Source organism: Pseudidiomarina atlantica (genome assembly GCF_000753735.1).
GTDB classification, from domain to species: Bacteria; Pseudomonadota; Gammaproteobacteria; order Enterobacterales; family Alteromonadaceae; genus Pseudidiomarina; species Pseudidiomarina atlantica.
In genome coordinates this window covers 131,819-151,765 of sequence record NZ_JPIN01000002.1, presented here as the reverse complement: position 1 = coordinate 151,765, position 19,947 = coordinate 131,819, and the positions used below count along the sequence as shown (strand labels likewise).

The following is a 19,947-nucleotide window of genomic DNA, read 5'->3' as shown; positions in this document are numbered from 1 at the left end:
ATGATGGCACGTTGGTGGTTGATAGTAGGGCTGTGCTTGCCAACCCTAGCAAGTGCATGTGATTTTGAAGAGGTGGTGTTCAGCGCGGAATTTGAGGGCGGTAAGCTCAGTCAATGTGAACAGCTCGGTGATAAACACTATCGCCTGACGACGGTCGCTGAGAACTACCCGATTAACCCCAGCCCTTGGTATGCCTTCAAGGTGGAATCGAAAGCAGGCGCGCAAGAGATTGCGATTGAACTGGTGGCCGAACAAGGCCGCGCTCGCTACATGCCAAAAGTCAGTATCGATGGCGACACTTGGCAAACCCTGCCTTTTACTGTGGTTGATCAGCAATTTCAATTCTCTTTGGCGCTTGGCGAACAGCCACTGTACGTTGCTGGCCAAGAGTTATGGACCGGCGCTGATTATCAGCAGTGGATGACCACTGACGTGCGCGCTGAACGCTTCACCACTCAGATCATTGGCAAGTCCGTGCAAGGTCGCGATATCGTCGCCATGCAAGCCGTTGCCGAAGACAACAAAGAATGGTTGTTGGTGATTGGGCGTCAGCATCCACCTGAATTAACCGGCGCAATTGGCTTACTGTCGTTTGTTGATTACTTGGCGGCCGACGGCGCGTTACAGAATGGCTTTTTTGAGCGCTACAACGTGTTAGTCGTCCCCATGGTCAACCCCGATGGGGTTGCCAACGGCCATTGGCGTCACAACGTCGGTGGCAAAGACCTTAATCGTGATTGGGGTGTCTTCAGCCAGCCCGAAACTAAGGCGGTGATTGATTATTTGAATCAACAGCTTGGTGACGATGAACGCCTCGCTTTCGCGTTAGATTTTCACTCCACCCAACAAGATATTTTCTACACCCTAGCGCCTGAGTCGGGTGCCGAACCCGTTGATTTTGTCACTCAGTGGCTCGACGCCTTAAAGGAGAGTCGCCTGAGCTCGTTTACCGTGCGCGAGCGCGCTAGCTATCGAGAAGACTCGAACGTGTTTACGCACTTTATTGGCCGCACCTATGGCGTGCATGCGGTGACCTTCGAGTTCGGTGACAACACGCCGCGCGAGCTGGTGCGCCACATCGGCCAACAAAGTGCGCACGAACTCATGCTGCTGATGAAATGACGGCAGGTATCCACCCTTTTGAACAGCTTTGCTGCCCACTCGATCAATCGCCATTAACCTTGGTGGGTAGCGCTTGGCGCTGCTCTCAAGGTCACAGCTTTGACGTCGCCAAGCAAGGCTACGTGAACCTGCTGCCGGTGCAGAACAAACGCTCGAAAGACCCCGGCGACAGTAAAGCCATGGTGCAAGCGCCAGCATCGATACTTTGTTATGCGTGTTTGGTTTCCCCGTCGAAAGCGAGTTTGCAAGGGTGCTAAAGCCTGACGGGCGCCTGCTGATGATCGACCCCGGCAGCGAACACCTCGCTGAACTCAAGCACGTCATCTATGACGAGGTGCACAACAAGCCAGAGCGCCTGCCCGTAGCCGCCGACCAGTGGCGCTTAGCTTCCGAACAGCGCCTGACCTACACCTTTGACTTGCCCTCACACCAAGCCATTCAAGCTTTACTGCTGATGATAATCCGTTATCAACGATTGGCGAATCGCCAGCAACTATTTTTATTGTTATCGAACTGTTTCCAATTTAGAAAGAGTTGCCTCAACTATCCGATTTCAGCAATATGAAGTGCTCAACCAAACGAATCATTAGTTCTTTCTGGTCGGGCAAGCTTTCAGCAACTAATAATGCCAGCGCAACCAGCGTATTGTCGTTAATCAGCTGTTCGACAGGTTTTGCCAATAAGTGTTGGTTTACTCGTAAATACCATAAAAATAAAAATGACCCGGTGCGCTTATTACCGTCGGCAAGCGGGTGGTTCTTAATCACAAAGTAGAGCAGGTGCGCAGCGCGGACGCCAAGCCGTCACCACGCACTTGGCCAAACAGCTCAGTCGCTTCACCTTTTGCAATAAGCATCTTTTTAAGTTCGGCAATGGCGACAAGTACATCGTCTAGCTCCAGCGCCAGCATGTCATTTTGTTTTTTCGTTAGCGATTTTAGGCTTTGTTCGTCGTACCCCTGTAACAGGCTCCAACTGCGCGCATAGTCGTTAATGACCGCAAGCACCGCCTCGCCCTCATCACTCACCAGTTGTTGGTTTGCCAGTGTGCGAGAAAGCAAAGCGATCGCTTGCTCGAACTCAACACCTCGCTCTTGCAACCTACGTTGATTAAGCGTGTAGCCTTCAATGAGATGCTGTTTGAGTGTGCTCGTAGCCCATTGGCGGAACTGTGTTGCGCGCGCTGAGTTCACACGATAACCCACGGAAATAATGGCATCGAGATTGTAGAGCTTGGTTTTGTATGTTTGCCCGTGATCTGCCATATGTTCCAAAATGGAACATGTGTCTGCCTCGACCAATTCAGCGGCTTTATAGATGTTGCTTAAATGCTTGGTAATCGCTGGACGTTTTGTACCAAAAAGCTCGGCCATTTGCGCCTGCGAAAGCCAAACTGTTTCGTTCTCAAGCGCAACCTTGAGTTCTAGCTTGCCGTCATCAGATTGGTAAATCTCAATATGGTTAGTCATTGGGAATTCCTTTTCCTTGAATATCATTTAATCGACAGCTGACTTGAACAGGTAAGAAACTCTTACAAGTTGCGGTTAGAGGCTCATTTGTTCTATAACTAAACGCCTCAGTCGCTCGGTAAGCAACGCTTAACTGGATTCCCTTACGTTGCAACATTAACATCTTAAGCTGCCTGCTCATCTGGCTTTGGAAAGCTTAGCAGTAAATCACGGTAATACTCGTACTGCTTTTGCCGCAGCTCGATTTCTCGAGGGAGGCACTCGGAAATCGAATTTATCAGTGCTTCAAACTTATCAAGAGTAGCAACTAATCGTTCTTGTTCCTCTATCGATGGAAATGGCAACTTCAAATTTTTAAAAGTCCCTAGGTTTATATTGCTTTGCGCACTACCTTGCCCTTTATCTTCTAAACTCGACTTTAATGACGTTAAAAGATATTCCACATAGCTTGAACTTGTCTTCTTTGGATCAGCTATGAATCCAATCACACTATCAGGGAAGCATGCATCGAGGCCCAGTATCGCTGTTTCAGCAATGTTGGCGGCAATTGTTATGCAAAGCGTTCCCTTTGGCCACAGCTTACTCTGCCTTAGACCAAGCTCACTGTAGGTTTGACTGTACTTTGAAATAACATGTGGTGCGTTCCTGATATCTCCTGTTTGGATAAAAGGTACCGTTGCCGCCGTACAGCTTTTCATCATTTCGTGGTCGATCTTTGGACTTTCCTCTCCCAAATTCAAGAGCTACTTCATCCAAAGTCTTCCACTCAACTTCACGTCCGTCAAAGCTGAGCAATTTATCGCGGTAGTTACACCAGCCGTCTACTGAGCCACGAACGTCGTTGGCAATCTGCCAAATTTGGCGCTGAAGCGCGGCGCGCTGTTGGGTACTTGTCATTTTTATATCCCTGCCTTAATCCATTTTGAGCGTGTTATTAATATGCTTTAAAAGATACCACAATCTTGAGGCAAGGGCTGTCACACGAAAACTCAATTTTTTGGCTTAGGAACCTGAGTTATTGGAGCGATGTCTTAGGCAGGAGATAGGTGTTTATTGCTAGCTAGACCCGCACTAGAAGTGCGGGCTACGTGAGGACATGTTTACCGATGTGCTTCGACTTGGAACATTATTCGATGTTCTGGATCTGCTCCCGCATCTGCTCAATCAGCACCTTTAACTCCACAGCCGCATTCGTAATGTCAGTACTAATCGACTTTGAGCCGAGGGTGTTCGCTTCTCGGTTGAATTCTTGCATCATGAAGTCGAGGCGGCGGCCGCAGGCTCCGCCTTTGCGCAGGATTTTGCGGGTTTCAACGACGTGGGTGTCGAGGCGATCGAGTTCTTCGGCGACGTCGGTTTTTTGCGCCAGCATGACCATTTCTGATTCTAAGCGCTGTGGGTCGAGTTCGACGCGCGCTTCGGCCAAACGTGTGAGTAAGCGCTCACGTTGCCACTCGAGCACTTCTGGCATGCGCTTGCGGACAATCGACACTTGATCGGAAACGCCTTCGAGGCGCTCTTCAATCAAACGCTCGAGTGCTTTACCTTCGCTTTGGCGGTTACTGACGAACTCGGCAACGGCGGCATCAAAAGCAGCTGCGACGTCATTTTGGATAGCGTCCATGTCGGCTTCTTCTTGCGCAACTACGCCTGGCCAGCGCAACACATCTAGCGGGTTCAGCTGTGCTGAAACGCTCTGGTTGGCAATCCAATTGGCGCTTGAGATGACGCTTTTCGCCAGCTCCTCATTCAGCTGCAAACCGCCTTCGGTTTGCTCGTTGAAGCTAACGCGCAGATTCGATTCGACTTTGCCGCGCTGCAATTGCTTGCGCAGCTTTTCGCGCAGCATGTTTTCCATGCCACGAAACTGCTCCGGCATACGGAAGAAGGTTTCCAAAAAGCGCTGGTTTACCGAACGCAGTTCCCACGTAATGGTGCCCCACTCGGCTTTGTGTTCGAGGCGTGCGTAACCGGTCATACTTTGAATCATAACGATGCTCTCTTAACTTGAATTGCCGCTAGTTTAGCATTGTTTCGCGTTTGGCAAAATTCAGCTCAATCAAGATTGCGCTAGCGACAGAATTTCACATTCACATCTGCTATAATCGGCGACCATTCTTAAGCACAAGTAAGCACAAACAGGAGCCAGCCCATGCGTCCAAGTGGTCGTACTGCCCAACAGATTCGTCCGGTGACCATTACCCGTAACTACACGCGCCACGCTGAAGGCTCAGTGTTGATTGAGTTTGGTGACACTAAGGTGCTGTGTACGGCGAGTGTCGACCGCAATGTGCCGCGCTTCTTAAAAGGCAAGGGGCAAGGCTGGGTCACGGCGGAATACGGCATGCTACCGCGTTCGACGCACACCCGCATGGATCGTGAAGCGGCACGTGGTAAACAAGGTGGTCGCACGGTTGAGATTCAACGCTTGATCGGTCGCTCGTTGCGCGCTTGTGTGGATTTAGCGGCGCTAGGCGAGAATACCATCACTATCGACTGCGATGTGTTGCAGGCCGATGGCGGTACGCGCACGGCTTCGATTACCGGTGCTTGTGTGGCGTTGGTCGACGCGCTGAACTGGATGCGCAAAGAAGGCTTAGTGAAAACCAATCCATTGAAGGGCTTAGTGGCAGCGATTTCGGTCGGCATGTACAACGGCCACCCGGTTGCTGACCTTGACTACCCTGAAGATTCAAAAGCGGAAACCGACATGAACGTGGTCATGACGGAAGCCGGCAAGCTCATCGAGGTGCAAGGCACGGCAGAGGGCGAACCCTTCTCATTCGAAGAGATGAACGAGATGCTCGGCCTCGCACGCCACGCCATCCGCGAGCTCATGGATTTGCAAAAACAAGCGTTAGCATAAGCAACATAGGTGATGTGGTGAGTTGGACCCGTACTTGAAGTACGGGCTACAAATCACGAATCACGAATCACGAATCACGAATAACGGTGTCTTCATGAAACAATATCAACAAGATTTCATTAGCTTTGCCATCAGCCGAGGCGTGCTTAAATTCGGCGAATTCACCTTAAAATCAGGCCGCACCAGCCCGTATTTCTTCAATGCTGGTTTGTTCAATCATGGTGCTGATTTAGCCAAGCTCGGGCGCTTCTATGCCGCCGCTTTGCAAGACAGCGCGGTGAGCTACGATGTGCTCTTTGGTCCGGCGTACAAAGGCATTCCGATTGCCACTGCCGCGGCCATTGCGCTGTACGACACTTATCAAAAAGACGTGCCGTACTGCTTCAACCGCAAAGAGAAAAAAGACCACGGCGAAGGCGGCAACTTAGTCGGCTCGCCGCTGCAAGGCAAAGTCATGTTGGTTGATGATGTCATCACTGCTGGCACCGCGATTCGGGAATCGATGGAAATTGTGCACGCCAACAATGCCGAGCTGGCGGGGGTCTTGATTGCCCTCGACCGCCAAGAAAAAGGTCAGGGCGAACTGAGCGCGATCCAAGAAGTTGAAAAAGACTTTGGTACGCAGGTGATTAGCATCGTCAAACTCAACGATGTCATTGAATACTTAAAAGATAGCCCCGAGCTGGCTGAGCACCTCGAGGCGGTTACGGCTTATCGGGCAAAATACGGCGTCATCTGACGCCGTTGTGCCAACTATTTAGAAACGCTGTGATGGCGCGTATTGCAAACCAATGCGCGCATTCAGCAACTGACACTCTGCGCCAGCTGTTTTGCTAGTGACACCTTCTCCACCGAGCAAATTCAGCACAAACTCGTTCTGCTTCACTTCGACGTTTTCACGCCCACGGCACAACAAGCGCTGCGAGTCATACAAACCGCGGTTTTCAAGAAAGTTGGTCGTTGGTTCGAGTTGCACTAACTCTGCGTCTTCGGCGAAGCTCACATTGCTAATGCCATCACCACTAAAGGTGCCACTCGCACCGGCCATCAAATAATGGTAGGTCGCAGCTACGGCGCGCTCATTTTGTTGCGCGCCGACGGCAAAGAAAGTGCCACGCTCACCAATGATTTGGAAATTGCCCGAACGCAAATCAACTAACATCCCGGTTTGTGCATCGATACCCACGGCAAACGGCACGCGGTTAGTGGCTTGCACACGTAGTAAGCGACCATGGTTACCCTGTTCACCCATGCGCGTGTCGAGTGTGCCCCAACGGAACAACCCCATACCGCCCATCGGGTGGTAAGTGGTACTGTGTTCGCTTAAATCACGCGGACACGCGTTCTCTTTGTGGCAGCCCAAACCTGGCACCCGACTAGCGAACACCCCTTCACTCAAAGCGGCGCGACTACTACCACCGGTCACCACTGCTTTGGCAGTCAGCACATTAGTAGCCATACCGGCGGCAGCGACTACCAACTCGTTCTCTGCAACCCGTTCGGCGATAGCCATTGCCAACGCATTCGGCTCGTTCATCGGGGTCACCACCAACGCGCGCAGCAAGTCTGGATTGCCGTCGGCAAAATAGACCGCATCGGCATTTTCGAGCATGGTAATGGCATCACCATCTTCACAAAAAGCTTGCTGCTTCGCCGCTAGTTCACCGTGCACTTCCGCCCGTCGATAGGCACCCATTTCACTCGCGCGATAGTCATCTAACTCCGCACAGTTATCATCGGCGCGCGCGGCCAAGACCGCCGCATCTAACGGTAACCACGAAACATCAGCACCCGCACCAGCAAAAGCTTGCAGGTAGTAATTGACCAAATCGAGACTGTCACGTTGCGCTGCGGTGACGACCACCACATGAGGCGTTTCATCGCTGCTGACCGTGGCTGCCTGCGACACTATTTGTCGCAACAAATCTACTTCGACATCGTCCTTGGTCGCGGCTAAGTTGACGCCGAAACTGCGGTCATCAGGAACCCGCATTTCCATGTGGTCAATGATCATGTTCCATTCACGTTCCGACAGCATGTCGTATAAGTAACGCGTCGCGCGACGGGTAAATTCTTCTAAGAACACACGCTCTGAAATCACATCTTGATTCACGCGTTGGTGTAGCAAATCCAATGCTTCACGTAGGTCATCACGCACTTCGCGCCGGTGCGGCGCCCAGTTGTCGTCGCTCAACAATGGGTTGACGTACTGCTCAGTGAAATTAACATATCGGTCGGTACGCATGGCGTCACGGTCAATCCAGTCGGTGTCATCACAACGTTGCCATGCCATGCTTGAACAAACTTCAAGCGCATCACCGAGTACTACCAAGCCGAACTGGTCGTCTTGGCCCTGGCTGCTCGGGCTGCTGATCAGCGCTGCTGCTGCCAGCGCGCTGGCCAAAATTGAGGTGCGCATTTACTACTCCTTACGTTCAAATGCTGTGCCCGACAGTGTAGCACCTTTTCATCACAAACCGAGGTGCTATACTGGCTGACACAAAAGACTCCAGTCAGTAGACTTCCGATAAGGTGAAGAAGTTGCATCGAATTTATCTGCTCGTCATTTTATCACTCGCTATCACTGCTAGCCTCGGTGCCAGTGCGATGGCCAACGAGCAAGATGCGGCTGCAGTCACCATCGAGCATCCCAAAGAGTTGGTATTCCGTACAGCGGAACCTTCGCCGGTGGCTAATTTTGTCGTGCAACTCTTTACCGAAGTCTATGCCGAGCTAGGCATCACCTTGCGCTTCGAAGACATGCCACGCAATCGCAGCCTCACTGAAGCTAATAAAGGCCGCATTGCTGGAGAACTCGGTCGCGTGCCGATGCTCGCCGATGAATATGAGAACTTAGTACGGGTTGAATTTCCACTTTACGATTCTGAAGTCATGCTGGTCGCCGACCGCCGCAACTGCGGCATTTGCAGCTTTGAGTCAATTGATAGTTTCGGCTACATTGCAGGTACTCGCTCGGTGGAAGCACTGCTGGAACAGTTGGCGCTGAACAAACCGAACTTGCAAGTTACAAGCTTTGCTCAACTCGAACTGATGTATGACAATGACCGCGTTGATGCGTTGGTCTTAAACGATCTCGAAGCCGAATTGCTCGAAGCCAACGAAAACCCTTACACCGTGTTCGTGCCCTACGCGCGGTTCACTGGTTACCATTATCTACACAAAAAACATGCGCATTTAATCCCCTTGGTCGAGGCACAACTCAGCAAAATGCTCACCAGTGGTCGTATCCTTGAGCTGATCGAAATCAATGACGCACGTTTACTGACCTCACAGGGCTTTAATACCGAACCTAGCCTTGGTGAAATCCGCATCGCTTCAGGCGTACGCCCTAACTATGCGCAAGGTGATGTCAATCAAGCTTATTTGCAGCTGATTCGCGATATTTTTGCCCCAGTGGCAACCGAGCTGGACGTCGAGCTCAACAGTTTTGGTCGTGCTTATCGGGGGCTTGATGATAATCGCTTCGATGCACTCATTGGTGCGCAGGCAAAGCAATTGCCAAACAATGCAATTTTGTCGCGTAACCACATCGATTTTGATAGTCCGCTGTATGTTTACACCAACGACCAAGACAGCATGCGCAAAGTGTTGGAAGGAACCTTGCTACAACCGGTCTGCCAGGTGGTCGGCTATCAAGACGAGCAGTTGTTGCCCAACACGCTGAACTATTATGTCGCCGACAGCTTGCTCGATTGTTTTGCGATGCTTGATATGGGCCGCATGGGCGCGGTCATCAGCTATGAAACAAGCGTTCCGGAATGGTCGGAAGCGCCTTATATCGCGCACAAACTGCGCGATGCACTACCGCTGCACGTTGCGTTCCCGAAAACGCCGCACGGCTATCGCTTGCGCGATTGGTTTGACCGCGAATTCCGTAAACTGGTGAAATCAGGCGCCATCCGCGACTACTTCTCGGATGACACCTTACAGCGCAGCTTTTTGTATTTGAATCTACCGCCGCAAGCTACTGCGGCGGCAACGCCTTAATGGCCGCAACAACGCGTTGTAATTCTTGTTCGTTATCTAACTCGCCCATGAACGGTAGGGCAATGTCGGGCACTACGCCCGCTGGGCGGAGATCCCCGCTCGGTCGAATAATGTGAGCTTTGGCATAGCCCACATTGATACCCGAATGGTCGAGGGTAAACTGTTCCATCGCAGCATAGGTCGTTGCTAAGTCGGCCGTTGCCTCACCGATTATCGTGGCAAAACCGTAGTCTTGGGCAATCGCCGCAACTGACACGGCATTGCTGTAGGAATAGCGGTCGATAAGCACATAAACATCGATGTCACGATGGGCGATGTTCTGCCCATCTGGGTGCGGATTGATGGTGGTCAGTGGAAAGGAAATCACCTCGCCATCGGCATGTGTGGCGTAAAATTCCGCCAACTGTTGCGTCGCCTCGCCGATATTCCCTTCCGCCGCCAAACGACGGTCATTGGCGGCACGCGAGACCGCTGACACCTTAACGCGAAAATCCGAGGCGAATTTAAACGGTTGGTCGGCAAACCACGCGATCATGTGATCACTAAAGCTGTTCGTACCGCCGGGATTATCACGTACATCAATCACGACTTGCGCCACATCTGCGGCGATAAAAGCGTTAAAAGCTTCATCAATAAAGCCATGGAACTCAGTGATGTCCCAAGTCTGGTCAACATTTTCAGCATAAATATTGTAGAACGGTCCGGGCTTCAAATAGCCGACATCGCCTTGCACAATACGATAGTCGCGTGGTGCAACTGGCGGGGTCGACGCTTGCGCGGCTTGCGTGGCTGTAACGCTCGCGCCAGCTTGTGCATCGTAGTCGAGTGTCGCAAGGGTGACGATGCGCAGCTCTGCATTATCGACAGATTTGACCGTGAGCGTGTAGCTGTCTTGCTCGCCTTCGTAGAGCCACGCCAAAGGCGCAAGACTGGTTGCGGTCATACCATCGAGCAGTTGCTGGTTCTCCGCGCCCATAAAAATCTGTAACTGCGCCAGCCAAGTGCGTACCGGTACGCCATTGACCTGCACAATTTTATCGCCCAACTGCAATGGATTGTCGCTACCAAAGGTATCAGTAACCGTAACGCCGTGCTCAGCAATGGCAATATCGAACGGTAACGTCTTGCCACCGTTTTCTAAAAAACTACGGTAAGCAGCAACGGGAAAATCAATCCGCGTATGGATAATGTCGGCGAGTGCAGTAAACTCCATGAAGACCTTGCGCGCTTCGAGTGGCGTCAGTGGCTGCTGTAGGCGCTGCTGAAAGTCTGCGTAATGTTGATCGTACTCAGCTTTCGGCATCAGTGCAAAAAGGTTATAGCTGCCTTGCTGTAATTGCTGATACAGTTGTTGGAAATCCGCTTGCAGTTGCTCTGCAGGTAGCACTGTCGGGTTCGGATTACTGCCCGAAAGAACAGCGGCCAATACGATGTGCGATAACATAAAAGTGTTCCTCGGTTGAAAAAGTCGCATGCAGCGTAAGCAACCGTAAGCTAAATGTCCTGACAAGCTTAAGTTATTTAGCGGACAAAAACCTGACAACTATCTAAGTATCTGAATTGATGAACACTATTGAATCAGAAAAACTACAAATTGGCGACTGGTGCATCGACTTTAGCAGTGGTTTAGCTGAGCCTGTCGACCCAACGGCACCTCTTACAGGAGCATCGCCAGTGCGCCTCGAGCCGAAATCTTGTCAGGTCCTCGCGGTGTTGGCGACACACGCTGGGAATGTGGTGAGTAAGCAGCAGCTAATCGATGCGGTATGGCTCGATAGTTATGCTAGTGATGATACCATCGCACGCACCATTTCGCGGCTACGCACCAGCTTGGGAGATGACCCAAAACATCCACGCTATATTGAGACCTTACCTAAGCGCGGCTACCGATTATGCGCTGCGGTACAACCTGTAAGTACAGGAGCACAACGCGCTTACTCGCGGCAATCGCTCGTTTGGCTGGCGGGTCTGTTGGTCGTCCTGTTGGTACTAGCCTATTCTTTGCCGTCGAAGCCGACCGCCGTCGTGGCGAATGATAACGACTTGTTGCAGCGGGCGAACGACTATTATCACCAAATGCGCCTAGCCGACAACGAAATGGCCATCGCGCTCTATGAGCAAAAGCTCGAGTTGGATCCAGCCGCGGCCGAGGCCTACGCTGGACTTGCCAACGCGCTCGTACAAAAAGCCTTTCGGTGGTCGGAGCCGCGCCTTGCCGGTGAGCCCGTATCGATTGCCGAACAATATCAAAACGGCGCACTGAGTACGCCCGCAGCACAAGCCAACGTGCGCCGCGCGGCGGTATTGGCTGAACGCGCTTTGGCGTTGCAGCCCGACAGTGCGATCGCGCTTAAAGCTTTGGGCTTTGTGCGCTCGGCGCAAGGCGAATGGCAGGCCGCTATTGAACTTTATGAACGCGCCATTGCGCGCGATGCCAAGGCCTGGCCAGTGTGGATCAATTTGGCGGATCTGTACACTGCTCAACAACAAGACGCTGCGGCTTTAGCCGCGTTAGAACAAGCGTTTGCGGCAATGACCCTAAGTTACAACGAAGATCCCGTGCAAATTCGTCCCTGGTACGCACAGTTGGGTGTGCTTATCGCTGACCGTTATTGGCAACGACACGACGATGCCAACGCCGAAACTTGGTATCGCACGGTGTTAAGTTTTGCGCCGCTCGACCCAGAGGCCACCATAGGCCTTGCCGCGGTGCTACAAACAACTGGAGATAAAGCGGGTGGTTTGCGCTTGTGCAGTGACTTGCAGCGTCGCCTGAAACAGTCAGATGATTGCGCGACAGTGCTTAAGCGCCGCCTGCAAAGTCGTGCTGAAACCAGGCGTGATAACTAAGAATCGCTACCGTATTAGAGAGATTCAGCGAACGATTGTTGGGCTGCATTGGCACGCGAAGGCGTTGTTCGGGAGCAATTTGTGCCATCACTTCAGGGTCGAGGCCACTGGTTTCGGAGCCAAACAGTAACACATCGTCAGCTTGATATTGCACCTCGGTGTAGCGCTGCGTACCTTTGGTGGTAATGGCGTAAATCGTGCGCTCGCCCATTGCCGTCTTAAACGCGGTAAAGTCTGGGTAGCGGTAGACGTTACTCAAGTCGTGATAATCGAGCCCCGCACGGCGCAGCTTCTTCTCTTCGAGATCGAAGCCAAGCGGTTCGATCAGGTGTAAGGTGCAGCCATTGTTGGCGCACAGGCGAATGATATTGCCGGTGTTCGCTGCCATCACGGGGTGGTAAAGTGCAATATGAAACATCTCGAAGGCTCAGTTTAAAGTCAATAACGGGATTTTATCGGTTTATGGAGCGATTTGCATGAGGCAAAACGGTAGTGCCCAACAAAACTATGGTTACTGGGTGAAGATCGCGACGCGCGCGTCGGTTTCCGTAGCACTGACCTTGATTGTGGTGAAACTGTGGGCCTGGTTGGTGACCGATGCATCGAGTATGCTCGCCTCGGCCACCGACTCCATGCTCGATAGTTTGGCTTCGTTATTTACCTTTTTCTCGGTGCGCTATGCGTTACAACCGGCCGATCGTGAGCACCGCTTCGGGCATGGCAAAGCGGAATCCTTAGCGGCGTTGGTACAATCGGCCTTGATTACTGGCTCGGCGCTGTTGTTACTAGTCCACAGCGGTCAGCAACTCTGGCAAGGCGGCAGCGTGTCACAACCCACGCTGGGGATTTACGTGTCAATCTTTGCGATTGCCTTGACGCTCGCGTTGGTGCTGCTGCAGCGGGTGGCGATTCGCCACACAGATTCCAAAGCCATCGCTGCCGACCATCTGCATTTTCAATCCGACTTACTGCTCAATAGCGCGGTTATTGTTGCGTTGTTACTCAGTGCTTACGGTTGGTGGTGGGCTGACAGTGCGTTCGCCATCTTGATTGCGATTTACCTCGCCTGGGGTGCGATTCGGATTGGCTGGGAGGCATTTCAAGGGCTGATGGACCGAGAACTGCCATTAGCCGACAAAGAGAAAATTGTTGAGGTGCTGGTCGAGACACCGGGAATTCATGGCTGGCATGACTTACGCACCCGTGCATCGGGCCCCACACGCTTTATTCAATGTCATGTCGAATTAGAAGACGAGCTATCGCTGCGCCAAGCGCATGATATTGCCGACGGTGCCGAGCAAAAATTACGCGCGCTGTTCCCCGATACCGACGTGATTATTCACATGGATCCATTGTCCGCGGTTCCCCGCCCTGAGCAAACCAACGCAACAAGCGATTGATTACGGGCTGGCGATAGTCGTCGCTTTCAATCAATAGTTCATGGCGGCCGCCTTCGACCACCATGAGCTGGCTGTACGGATGCGACAGCGCACATACAAACTCGCGTTGCGCTTTGCCTTCCACCACTTCGTCCGCCCCACCTTGTACGACGAGTACCGGAATGTGAATGTCGGCGGCTTCGTTAATCGCCTGTCGAGCAGCTCTTAGGGCTTGTGACAGCCACCGAAAAGTGGGTCCGCCGAGCTGTACTTCAGGGTGTAATTTGTACTGTTCGCGGAAGCTCGAATAGCGCGCTTGGCTGTGGCTCAGCTGGTTTTCGCTAAACGGCACCTCAACATAGTCACTCATTCCGATAAAATACCAAGGCTTGTTTGGCATCAGCCATTGGTTCAATGTCGCGCCAAGGGTGGTGATGCCGACGGCAACGCTATGCGGAATAAAACTGGTTTGAATGCCAAACATCGGCGAGCATAACACTGCTGCTTTCACTTGGTGGGGGTAACGCGCAAGATACAAAGCGGCAATCGCGCCACCCATGGAATGCGCTAGTAAATATTGATTGAGCGCTTGGCCTTGTGCCGACTGTGTCTGTTTTTCAACATCGCGAACAAACGCGGCAAAATCATCAACAAAGTCACTGAAATGATGCACATGGCCCTGATGTGGATTCGGCGTCAAGCGCTGCGAAAAACCTTGTCCACGATGGTCGAGGACCGCCACGGCGTAGCCTTGCTGACACAACTCCCACGCGAGCTCTGGGTACTTGATCGCTGCCTCAATTCGGCCCGGGCTGATCAATACAATGGCTTTGGCGTTGTCCGGCTGCAGCAAGTAGTAATTGAGTTTGACCTGTTTCGGACGCTGAATGGTCAGCTGCTGAGCATGCTCACGCCAAAACGGCAGAATCGTGTCGTTGTAGAATGCTTGCCATTCGCTCTTCTGATCATCTGCTGGCTTATCGTCCATTTGCCCTGTCATGGTTTTGCCTCACCGGCTGTTATGCTTTTGACACCACCTGCAACGGAAGTGTTACCGTTATTTCTAAGCCACCATCGGGGTGATTCCGTGCTTCCACAGTACCGCCTAATACCGCCGCGGTACGCATACTTAAAGCCATACCTAAACCGACACCGGCTTTGTGATTACGTGACGGATCGGCGCGATAAAACGGCGTGAACAGCTGACTCAATTGCTCGGGTGGTACGCCAGGTCCATGGTCACGAATGATGATAGTGTAGCGAGTCTGGTCTTGTTGACAACTGATTTCAATGGCGTCGTCGGTGTATTGCAGCGCATTGCGTACAAAGTTCTCGATGATGAGCCGTAATAGTTCTGGGTCGCTTTCGGTGTTCGGCCAAGCATCGCTGTCATGCACTTGCAAGCGCGCCCCCTGCTTAGCATCGGTGTAGTTCAAGTCGCTCACCAATTGCTCAACCAGCTGCCGGACATCCACCGGTTCGGCTTGGAGTTTCACCAAGCCGTTCTCCAAACGCGAGAGCGATAAAATGCGCTCAATAATAGTACTCAAGCGCTCTAAATCGCGACCGAGTTGATTCATATGGTTGTCGCGCGCTTGGCTATCGTCTTCGTCTGCGCTGAGCATCAGCGCCACTTGCATGCGGGCGAGCGGCGAGCGCAGTTCGTGTGATACGTCAGACAACAAACGGCGCTGAGCATCGCGCGATACGGCGAGATCGTACGCGGTAGTCTTTAAAGCGCGGGCTAACTCACCGAGCTCGTCATTGCGTTTCGGCAAGCGCTGCAAATTTGGCTGCTCACTGCCTTTGGCGATTTCCCGCGTGGCAAGAGTCAATCGCCGCAACGGTTGAATCAACCAAACACCGAGCAAAATCGCAATAGCGAAACTGCCAACTAACAGTGACAGGGTTTGTACGCGCTGGGTTTGCTGCTCGTTGGTGGCTTGCTCTTGTTGCTCATCTACAGTGAGTGGGCGCGTGACTAAAATTCGATAGTCTTGCAACGCGAAAGGACCCATCAACATACGGCTACCCATGGGAAACTGCTGCGGTTGGTCGGCGTCGAGTTGTCGCATCATCAACTCACGGAAGTTAGCGCTAATATTGCGGTCGAACTGCAAGCGCTCGGTGCCACTAGGCGCCAAGCTAGCGGCAACGCGGTAGTCACCAGCGACTAAGCGCCCCGGGGTGAGTGAGCGAAAGGTTTCAACTTCCGACAGTATCGGCGCCAGCGACGATTGCACCTCGCTAGGCACCGGTTGTGGCACCACCGGTTTGCTGAACCAGAGCGCCAACAGGTAACCGCTGCTTGCCACCGCAAACAGCAGTACCCAAAATAGCAATAACAGGCGTATCGACAGCGAGTTATACCAGCGCATGGCGCTCCCTTTCGACGGTGGCTAGCTTAAGCGAGTTTCAGGATGCGATAACCGCGACCCCGCACGGTTTGGATCCGCTCGGGTTCGTTCGGTAACTTCTTGCGAATGTTACTAATATGCACATCCAAGCTGCGGTCAAACGGCGCCAATGAGCGACCCAAGGCAGCTACTGAAAGTTGATCTTTGCTCACCACCTCGCCATTGCCTCGCACTAAGGTGCGCAAGATGTCGAATTCGGTTGGGGTTAGGTCCAACACATGATTGTCGCAGCGCGCTTCGTTTTGTGCTGGATCTACGGTAAAGCCTGCGTATTCACTTTTCTCGGGACGCACACTGGTGTTCGGCGTGCGCCGTAATAGCGCTTTCACGCGCGCGACCAGCTCTTTTGGATAGAATGGCTTTGGTAAATAATCATCGGCACCCAGCTCAAGCCCTGCGACCCGATCTTCATCGTCACCCCGCGCGGTCAACATCAACACTGGCGTGTTGCGCGACTGTTGGCGTAAGCGCTGCAATAACTGGAAGCCGTCGATGCCTGGCAACATGACATCGAGCAAGATGAGATCAAATGACCCGCTAAGTGCGCGCTCGAGGCCAATTTCACCGTCGGCGGCGAGGGTTAACTGGAAGCCTTCCTTGGTCAGGATTTGCTCCAACATACTGCTTAGTTCTGCATCATCATCTACAAGTAATATTTTGCTCATAAGTTACCCTGTGTTGTTGTCTTGTAGCTCTTTACACACTAAGCATTATGTAAAGGACAGTGTAAATTAATAGCCCATTTACCTATCTTTTACCAAGTCTTTGAGCTTGCGGGTTAAGGTGTTGCGGCCCCAGCCAAGCAACTCTGCAGCTTGCTGTTTATGGCCGTCGGTATGCTTTAGAGCCGCTTCTAATGCGATTCGTTCAATTTCCTCAGTAAGCTCAGTTAAGACATTGACCTCATTTTGGTTGAATTGCTGCTGCACATAATCGCGAATCTCGCAACGCCATCCTTTTGATTCTGCGGGCAAATCCTCCGAAAAAGGGCTGCCCTTTCTGAGCGGTTCGGGCAGGTCGGCAAGGTCGACGAGGCGGGCTGGAGCCATGACGGTGAGCCAGCGGCAGGTGTTCTCGAGTTGCCGCACGTTGCCAGGCCAGCCGGCTTGCTGCAAGGCGGCTTCGGCGGCCGGCGTTAGCTGCTTCGGCTCGGCGTTTAGTTCTTGCGCGGCCTTGCTGAGAAAATGCTGGGCTAGTTGCGGGATGTCGCTGCGGCGCTCAGCTAGGGTTGGCAGTTGTAGGCGGATCACGTTGAGGCGATGAAACAAGTCTTCGCGAAATTCGCGCTGCTCGACTCGCTGCTCAAGTTGTTGATGGGTTGCGGCAATGATGCGCACATTCACTTGCACCGGCTCGTAGCTGCCAACGGGATAAAATTGTCCTTCGGCCAGCACGCGTAGCAAGCGGGTTTGCACGGCCAATGGCATATCGCCGATTTCATCAAGAAATAAAGTTCCGCCATCGGCTTGTTCGAAGCGTCCACGACGGCGTTGGGTGGCACCGGTGAAAGCGCCTTTTTCATGACCAAATAGTTCTGACTCGATAAGATCTGCCGGTATCGCAGCCATGTTCAAGGCGATAAAAGGTTTGTGCTGGCGCGGACTATGCTGGTGCAACGCGCGCGCAACTAACTCTTTACCTGTTCCCGAAGCGCCGGTGATAAGCACCGTAGCACTCGAGTGCGACAACCGTCCAATGGCACGAAACACGTCTTGCATCGCCGGCGCCGCGCCGATAATGCCACTCGCGAAGTGCTCCGCTTGGGTGTCGGTTTGGGTTTGCTGTTCGAGCTGCAAGGCGCGGCTCACCGTGTGTACCACTTCGTCCATATCGAACGGCTTGGCGAGATATTCAAAAGCCCCGCCTTGAAAGGCACTGACCGCAGAATCCAAATCGGAGTGGGCGGTCATCACAATCACCTTCAACTGCGGATACTGGCGTTGTACGAACTCCAATACCGCAAGGCCATCATCACCAGGCATGCGGATGTCGGTCAGTAATACCAGCGGCTGTGTGTGCTCGAGGGCTTGGTACAGTTGCTGCGCATTGGCGAAGCTGCGCGTCTCGATATTGGCGCGTTGCAGCGCTTTTTCTAGCACCCAACGAATCGAGCTATCATCATCGAGCAGCCAAACCGGTTGTTCACTTTGCATGGCTTACTCCTGTGTCGCTGTCGAGCGGGTTTCGATATACGGCAGATACAGCAAAAAGCGGGTGTCGCCGGGTTCACTCAAAACCTCGACCTTACCGGCGTGCTGATGCACCACGTTCTGCGTGATCGCCAAACCCAGTCCGGTGCCACCTGCGCGACCACTGACCATGGGATAAAACAAGGTATCTTTAAGTTGCTCTGGAATGCCCGGCCCGTTGTCTTGCACTTCGACCACAGCACATTGGCGGTAACGCTGTCCGTATAAGGTCTGCTGGTGCAAAATGCGGGTGCGCACAGTAATCAGGCCAGTCGCTTGGTCGCTGAGCGCTTCAATCGCATTCATCACCACATTCAGTACTGCTTGTTCAATTGCATCGGGAGCCATAGTAAGTTCCGGCAAACTCGGGTCGTAATCACGTTGGATCTGAATCTGCTTCGGCGCACTTAACTGGGCAATGGCAATGACATTTTCAATCACCGCGTGCAAATTCATGGCGGTGCGCTTAGGCAGCTCATGGGAACCCAACATCCTATCGACCAAATTCCGCAAACGGTCGGCCTGTTGCATGATCAGGTCGGTGTATTCCGTGAGTTCGCTGTCGTTGAGCTCACTCGCCAATAATTGCGCAGCACCGCGTAATCCGCCTAACGGATTTTTAATTTCATGGGCGAGGCCACGCACAATGCTGTGCGCCGCTTGCAATTGTTGTTGCTGCGAGTTTTCTTGATTAATACGACGGATTTGATCCACTTGGCGCAATTCCAACAGCACCTGCTGCTGGCTCAGCGGTTGCGCGATGAACTCAACGGTTAAGCGCTGCCCATCGTGGAAAATCCAAGTCACGTCACTGTCAGAAACACTTTGTTGCTCACGCATGGCATGGCGTAGCACCTGCGGATCCAACGAACTAAAACTAAACAGGCTAAATAGCGGTGTGTTGAGCAACCGCTTGCGGCTGCCATCAAGAATGGTCTCGGCAGCAGCGTTCATGTAGGTAATATGGAACTGCTCATCAAGCTGAACGATGCCGGTTAGAAGTTGGTCCCAATCCGGATGCACCAAGTTGGTGCAATCAGTTTTGGCCACCCGTACCACCTTGTGCGTTATTGATGGCGGGATTCAAGACCGATGCTTGATGCAAGTAAAAGGTCACGGTTGATGATTGGGCGAGTGTCGCACCTTGCTCATCGAACATGCGCACCATCAGGCGGTGTTCCCCGCGCGGCAAGCCGCTCATGGTGATTGAATTCGCCGGCCCTTCGTAGGTGAGCTGATTGTTAAAATACAATTTAAACTGTGGATCACCGTCAAGGTTTTCCACCTGATCTTGCCAGCTAACCGTTACGTCACCTTCGTTGTCACGAATGGTTTGCTCGTGCCGCGGACTGGTAATACTCACGCTGGCGGTGACGCTCTCATCGCGTTCTAGCGAATTGGTATCGATTGCTGAATCAGCGCGTTTTAAGGTCGCGAATTCACTTACGACCGTTTCCACTTTGACTTCTTCTGCACCTGCTTGCTTTTGATCGGTGTAGGTTACCGAGCCATCAGCGTTACGCTTTTTATAGATTTGCTGGGCGTGGCTAGGGGTCGCTAACATCAATAGGAGGCTTCCCGTCACCACCAAGGCAAAGCATTTGCTAAGTGATAAAGACATGAGAAACCTCCTCTTTTAATGTCGCTT

At 52.6% G+C, this 19,947-nt stretch carries 21 protein-coding genes; 8 read left to right on the top strand and 13 right to left on the bottom strand.

Features of this window, described 5'->3' with window-relative positions:
• Genes IDAT_RS03500 through IDAT_RS13390 form a run of 3 tightly spaced genes read left to right on the top strand, consistent with a single transcriptional unit; the run spans nt 1 to nt 1,687 of the window.
• Nucleotides 1-1,122 (top strand): M14 family metallopeptidase, encoded by a 1,122-nt coding sequence (locus IDAT_RS03500; RefSeq protein ID WP_244441595.1) that lies wholly within the window; start codon nt 1-3, stop codon nt 1,120-1,122.
• A complete protein-coding gene (locus IDAT_RS13395; protein ID WP_051986550.1) occupies nt 1,119-1,379 on the top strand; it encodes a putative RNA methyltransferase in 261 nt (86 codons plus the stop codon). Before IDAT_RS03500 ends, IDAT_RS13395 begins: the two co-directional genes overlap by 4 nt.
• Nucleotides 1,373-1,687, top strand: coding sequence for a class I SAM-dependent methyltransferase (locus tag IDAT_RS13390; RefSeq protein WP_051986549.1), 315 nt, complete (start codon nt 1,373-1,375; stop codon nt 1,685-1,687). The genes IDAT_RS13395 and IDAT_RS13390 overlap by 7 nt, the downstream gene beginning before the upstream one ends.
• On the opposite strand, the gene IDAT_RS13580 is transcribed toward IDAT_RS13390, so the two are convergent.
• The 4 genes from IDAT_RS13580 to IDAT_RS03480 form a co-directional block, all read right to left on the bottom strand.
• The gene (locus tag IDAT_RS13580; protein ID WP_244441594.1) at nt 1,662-1,889 is read right to left on the bottom strand and encodes a Fic family protein; all 228 of its coding nucleotides are present in this window, start codon (nt 1,887-1,889) and stop codon (nt 1,662-1,664) included. The genes IDAT_RS13390 and IDAT_RS13580 overlap by 26 nt on opposite strands.
• Nucleotides 1,886-2,590 carry a virulence RhuM family protein gene (locus IDAT_RS03490; RefSeq protein WP_244441593.1) on the bottom strand — a complete coding sequence of 235 codons (705 nt, stop codon included), beginning with the start codon at nt 2,588-2,590 and terminating at the stop codon, nt 1,886-1,888. Before IDAT_RS03490 ends, IDAT_RS13580 begins: the two co-directional genes overlap by 4 nt.
• A gap of 164 nt (nt 2,591-2,754) precedes the next feature.
• Nucleotides 2,755-3,330 (bottom strand): restriction endonuclease subunit S, encoded by a 576-nt coding sequence (locus IDAT_RS13285; protein ID WP_211250576.1) that lies wholly within the window; start codon nt 3,328-3,330, stop codon nt 2,755-2,757.
• 386 nt (nt 3,331-3,716) lie between these two features.
• Entirely contained in the window at nt 3,717-4,580 is an 864-nt protein-coding gene (locus tag IDAT_RS03480) for a YicC/YloC family endoribonuclease (RefSeq protein ID WP_034730543.1), read from the bottom strand.
• 162 nt (nt 4,581-4,742) lie between these two features.
• Here IDAT_RS03480 and rph point away from each other — a divergent pair, with 162 nt between their 5' ends.
• Complete coding sequence (gene rph / locus IDAT_RS03475) at nt 4,743-5,456, top strand: ribonuclease PH (protein WP_034730541.1); 714 nt, start codon at nt 4,743-4,745, stop codon at nt 5,454-5,456.
• Between the two features lie 94 nt (nt 5,457-5,550).
• Complete coding sequence (pyrE, locus tag IDAT_RS03470; RefSeq protein WP_034730537.1) at nt 5,551-6,195, top strand: orotate phosphoribosyltransferase; 645 nt, start codon at nt 5,551-5,553, stop codon at nt 6,193-6,195.
• An 18-nt stretch (nt 6,196-6,213) separates the two neighbouring features.
• On the opposite strand, the gene IDAT_RS03465 is transcribed toward pyrE, so the two are convergent.
• Nucleotides 6,214-7,875, bottom strand: a complete 1,662-nt coding sequence (locus IDAT_RS03465; RefSeq protein WP_034730536.1) for a type 1 glutamine amidotransferase family protein — start codon at nt 7,873-7,875, stop codon at nt 6,214-6,216.
• Nucleotides 7,876-7,997: 122 nt separating this feature from the next.
• On the opposite strand from IDAT_RS03465, the gene IDAT_RS03460 reads away from it, so the two are divergent.
• Nucleotides 7,998-9,464 carry a type 2 periplasmic-binding domain-containing protein gene (locus IDAT_RS03460; protein ID WP_034730534.1) on the top strand — a complete coding sequence of 489 codons (1,467 nt, stop codon included), beginning with the start codon at nt 7,998-8,000 and terminating at the stop codon, nt 9,462-9,464.
• On the opposite strand, the gene IDAT_RS03455 is transcribed toward IDAT_RS03460, so the two are convergent.
• Nucleotides 9,442-10,908 carry a S41 family peptidase gene (locus tag IDAT_RS03455; protein WP_034730532.1) on the bottom strand — a complete coding sequence of 489 codons (1,467 nt, stop codon included), beginning with the start codon at nt 10,906-10,908 and terminating at the stop codon, nt 9,442-9,444. The two genes, IDAT_RS03460 and IDAT_RS03455, sit on opposite strands and share 23 nt — an antisense overlap.
• Before the next feature lie 119 nt (nt 10,909-11,027).
• On the opposite strand from IDAT_RS03455, the gene IDAT_RS03450 reads away from it, so the two are divergent.
• Entirely contained in the window at nt 11,028-12,314 is a 1,287-nt protein-coding gene (locus IDAT_RS03450) for a winged helix-turn-helix domain-containing protein (RefSeq protein WP_034730530.1), read from the top strand.
• Here the strand turns inward: IDAT_RS03450 and IDAT_RS03445 are convergent.
• On the bottom strand, nt 12,268-12,732 hold the full coding sequence (locus IDAT_RS03445; RefSeq protein WP_034730527.1) for a tRNA (cytidine(34)-2'-O)-methyltransferase: 465 nt from the start codon (nt 12,730-12,732) through the stop codon (nt 12,268-12,270). The genes IDAT_RS03450 and IDAT_RS03445 overlap by 47 nt on opposite strands.
• 58 nt (nt 12,733-12,790) lie before the next feature.
• Here IDAT_RS03445 and fieF point away from each other — a divergent pair, with 58 nt between their 5' ends.
• Nucleotides 12,791-13,714, top strand: a complete 924-nt coding sequence (gene fieF / locus IDAT_RS03440; RefSeq protein ID WP_034730525.1) for a cation efflux pump FieF — start codon at nt 12,791-12,793, stop codon at nt 13,712-13,714.
• Here the strand turns inward: fieF and IDAT_RS03435 are convergent.
• The 6 genes from IDAT_RS03435 to IDAT_RS03410 all read right to left on the bottom strand — a co-directional run bounded on the left by IDAT_RS03435 (nt 13,650) and on the right by IDAT_RS03410 (nt 19,920).
• The gene (locus tag IDAT_RS03435) at nt 13,650-14,693 is read right to left on the bottom strand and encodes an alpha/beta fold hydrolase (protein ID WP_081909733.1); all 1,044 of its coding nucleotides are present in this window, start codon (nt 14,691-14,693) and stop codon (nt 13,650-13,652) included. The genes fieF and IDAT_RS03435 overlap by 65 nt on opposite strands.
• 19 nt (nt 14,694-14,712) lie before the next feature.
• Nucleotides 14,713-16,071, bottom strand: coding sequence for a sensor histidine kinase (locus IDAT_RS03430; RefSeq protein WP_034730521.1), 1,359 nt, complete (start codon nt 16,069-16,071; stop codon nt 14,713-14,715).
• Nucleotides 16,072-16,097: 26 nt separating this feature from the next.
• Complete coding sequence (locus IDAT_RS03425; RefSeq protein ID WP_034730519.1) at nt 16,098-16,775, bottom strand: response regulator transcription factor; 678 nt, start codon at nt 16,773-16,775, stop codon at nt 16,098-16,100.
• A gap of 78 nt (nt 16,776-16,853) precedes the next feature.
• Complete coding sequence (gene ntrC / locus IDAT_RS03420) at nt 16,854-18,263, bottom strand: nitrogen regulation protein NR(I) (RefSeq protein WP_034730515.1); 1,410 nt, start codon at nt 18,261-18,263, stop codon at nt 16,854-16,856.
• 3 nt (nt 18,264-18,266) lie between these two features.
• Nucleotides 18,267-19,349: a nitrogen regulation protein NR(II) gene (gene glnL, locus IDAT_RS03415; RefSeq protein WP_244441592.1), complete on the bottom strand. Its 1,083-nt coding sequence runs from the start codon at nt 19,347-19,349 to the stop codon at nt 18,267-18,269.
• Entirely contained in the window at nt 19,336-19,920 is a 585-nt protein-coding gene (locus tag IDAT_RS03410; protein WP_034730511.1) for a DUF4124 domain-containing protein, read from the bottom strand. Before IDAT_RS03410 ends, glnL begins: the two co-directional genes overlap by 14 nt.
• Nucleotides 19,921-19,947 lie beyond the last annotated feature (27 nt).

Bases quoted from the DNA above. Each gene is read 5' to 3' on its own strand.
- pyrE (WP_034730537.1), top strand. From the start codon at position 5,551: ATGAAACAATATCAACAAGATTTCATTAGCTTTGCCATCAGCCGAGGC.
- IDAT_RS03410 (WP_034730511.1), bottom strand. From the start codon at position 19,920: ATGTCTTTATCACTTAGCAAATGCTTTGCCTTGGTGGTGACGGGAAGC.
- IDAT_RS03430 (WP_034730521.1), bottom strand. From the start codon at position 16,071: ATGCGCTGGTATAACTCGCTGTCGATACGCCTGTTATTGCTATTTTGG.
- IDAT_RS03490 (WP_244441593.1), bottom strand. From the start codon at position 2,590: ATGACTAACCATATTGAGATTTACCAATCTGATGACGGCAAGCTAGAA.
- fieF (WP_034730525.1), top strand. From the start codon at position 12,791: ATGAGGCAAAACGGTAGTGCCCAACAAAACTATGGTTACTGGGTGAAG.
- IDAT_RS13395 (WP_051986550.1), top strand. From the start codon at position 1,119: ATGACGGCAGGTATCCACCCTTTTGAACAGCTTTGCTGCCCACTCGAT.
- IDAT_RS03455 (WP_034730532.1), bottom strand. From the start codon at position 10,908: ATGTTATCGCACATCGTATTGGCCGCTGTTCTTTCGGGCAGTAATCCG.
- rph (WP_034730541.1), top strand. From the start codon at position 4,743: ATGCGTCCAAGTGGTCGTACTGCCCAACAGATTCGTCCGGTGACCATT.
- IDAT_RS03450 (WP_034730530.1), top strand. From the start codon at position 11,028: ATGAACACTATTGAATCAGAAAAACTACAAATTGGCGACTGGTGCATC.
- ntrC (WP_034730515.1), bottom strand. From the start codon at position 18,263: ATGCAAAGTGAACAACCGGTTTGGCTGCTCGATGATGATAGCTCGATT.
- IDAT_RS03500 (WP_244441595.1), top strand. From the start codon at position 1: ATGATGGCACGTTGGTGGTTGATAGTAGGGCTGTGCTTGCCAACCCTA.
- IDAT_RS03465 (WP_034730536.1), bottom strand. From the start codon at position 7,875: ATGCGCACCTCAATTTTGGCCAGCGCGCTGGCAGCAGCAGCGCTGATC.
- IDAT_RS03435 (WP_081909733.1), bottom strand. From the start codon at position 14,693: ATGACAGGGCAAATGGACGATAAGCCAGCAGATGATCAGAAGAGCGAA.
- IDAT_RS03480 (WP_034730543.1), bottom strand. From the start codon at position 4,580: ATGATTCAAAGTATGACCGGTTACGCACGCCTCGAACACAAAGCCGAG.
- IDAT_RS03445 (WP_034730527.1), bottom strand. From the start codon at position 12,732: ATGTTTCATATTGCACTTTACCACCCCGTGATGGCAGCGAACACCGGC.
- IDAT_RS03425 (WP_034730519.1), bottom strand. From the start codon at position 16,775: ATGAGCAAAATATTACTTGTAGATGATGATGCAGAACTAAGCAGTATG.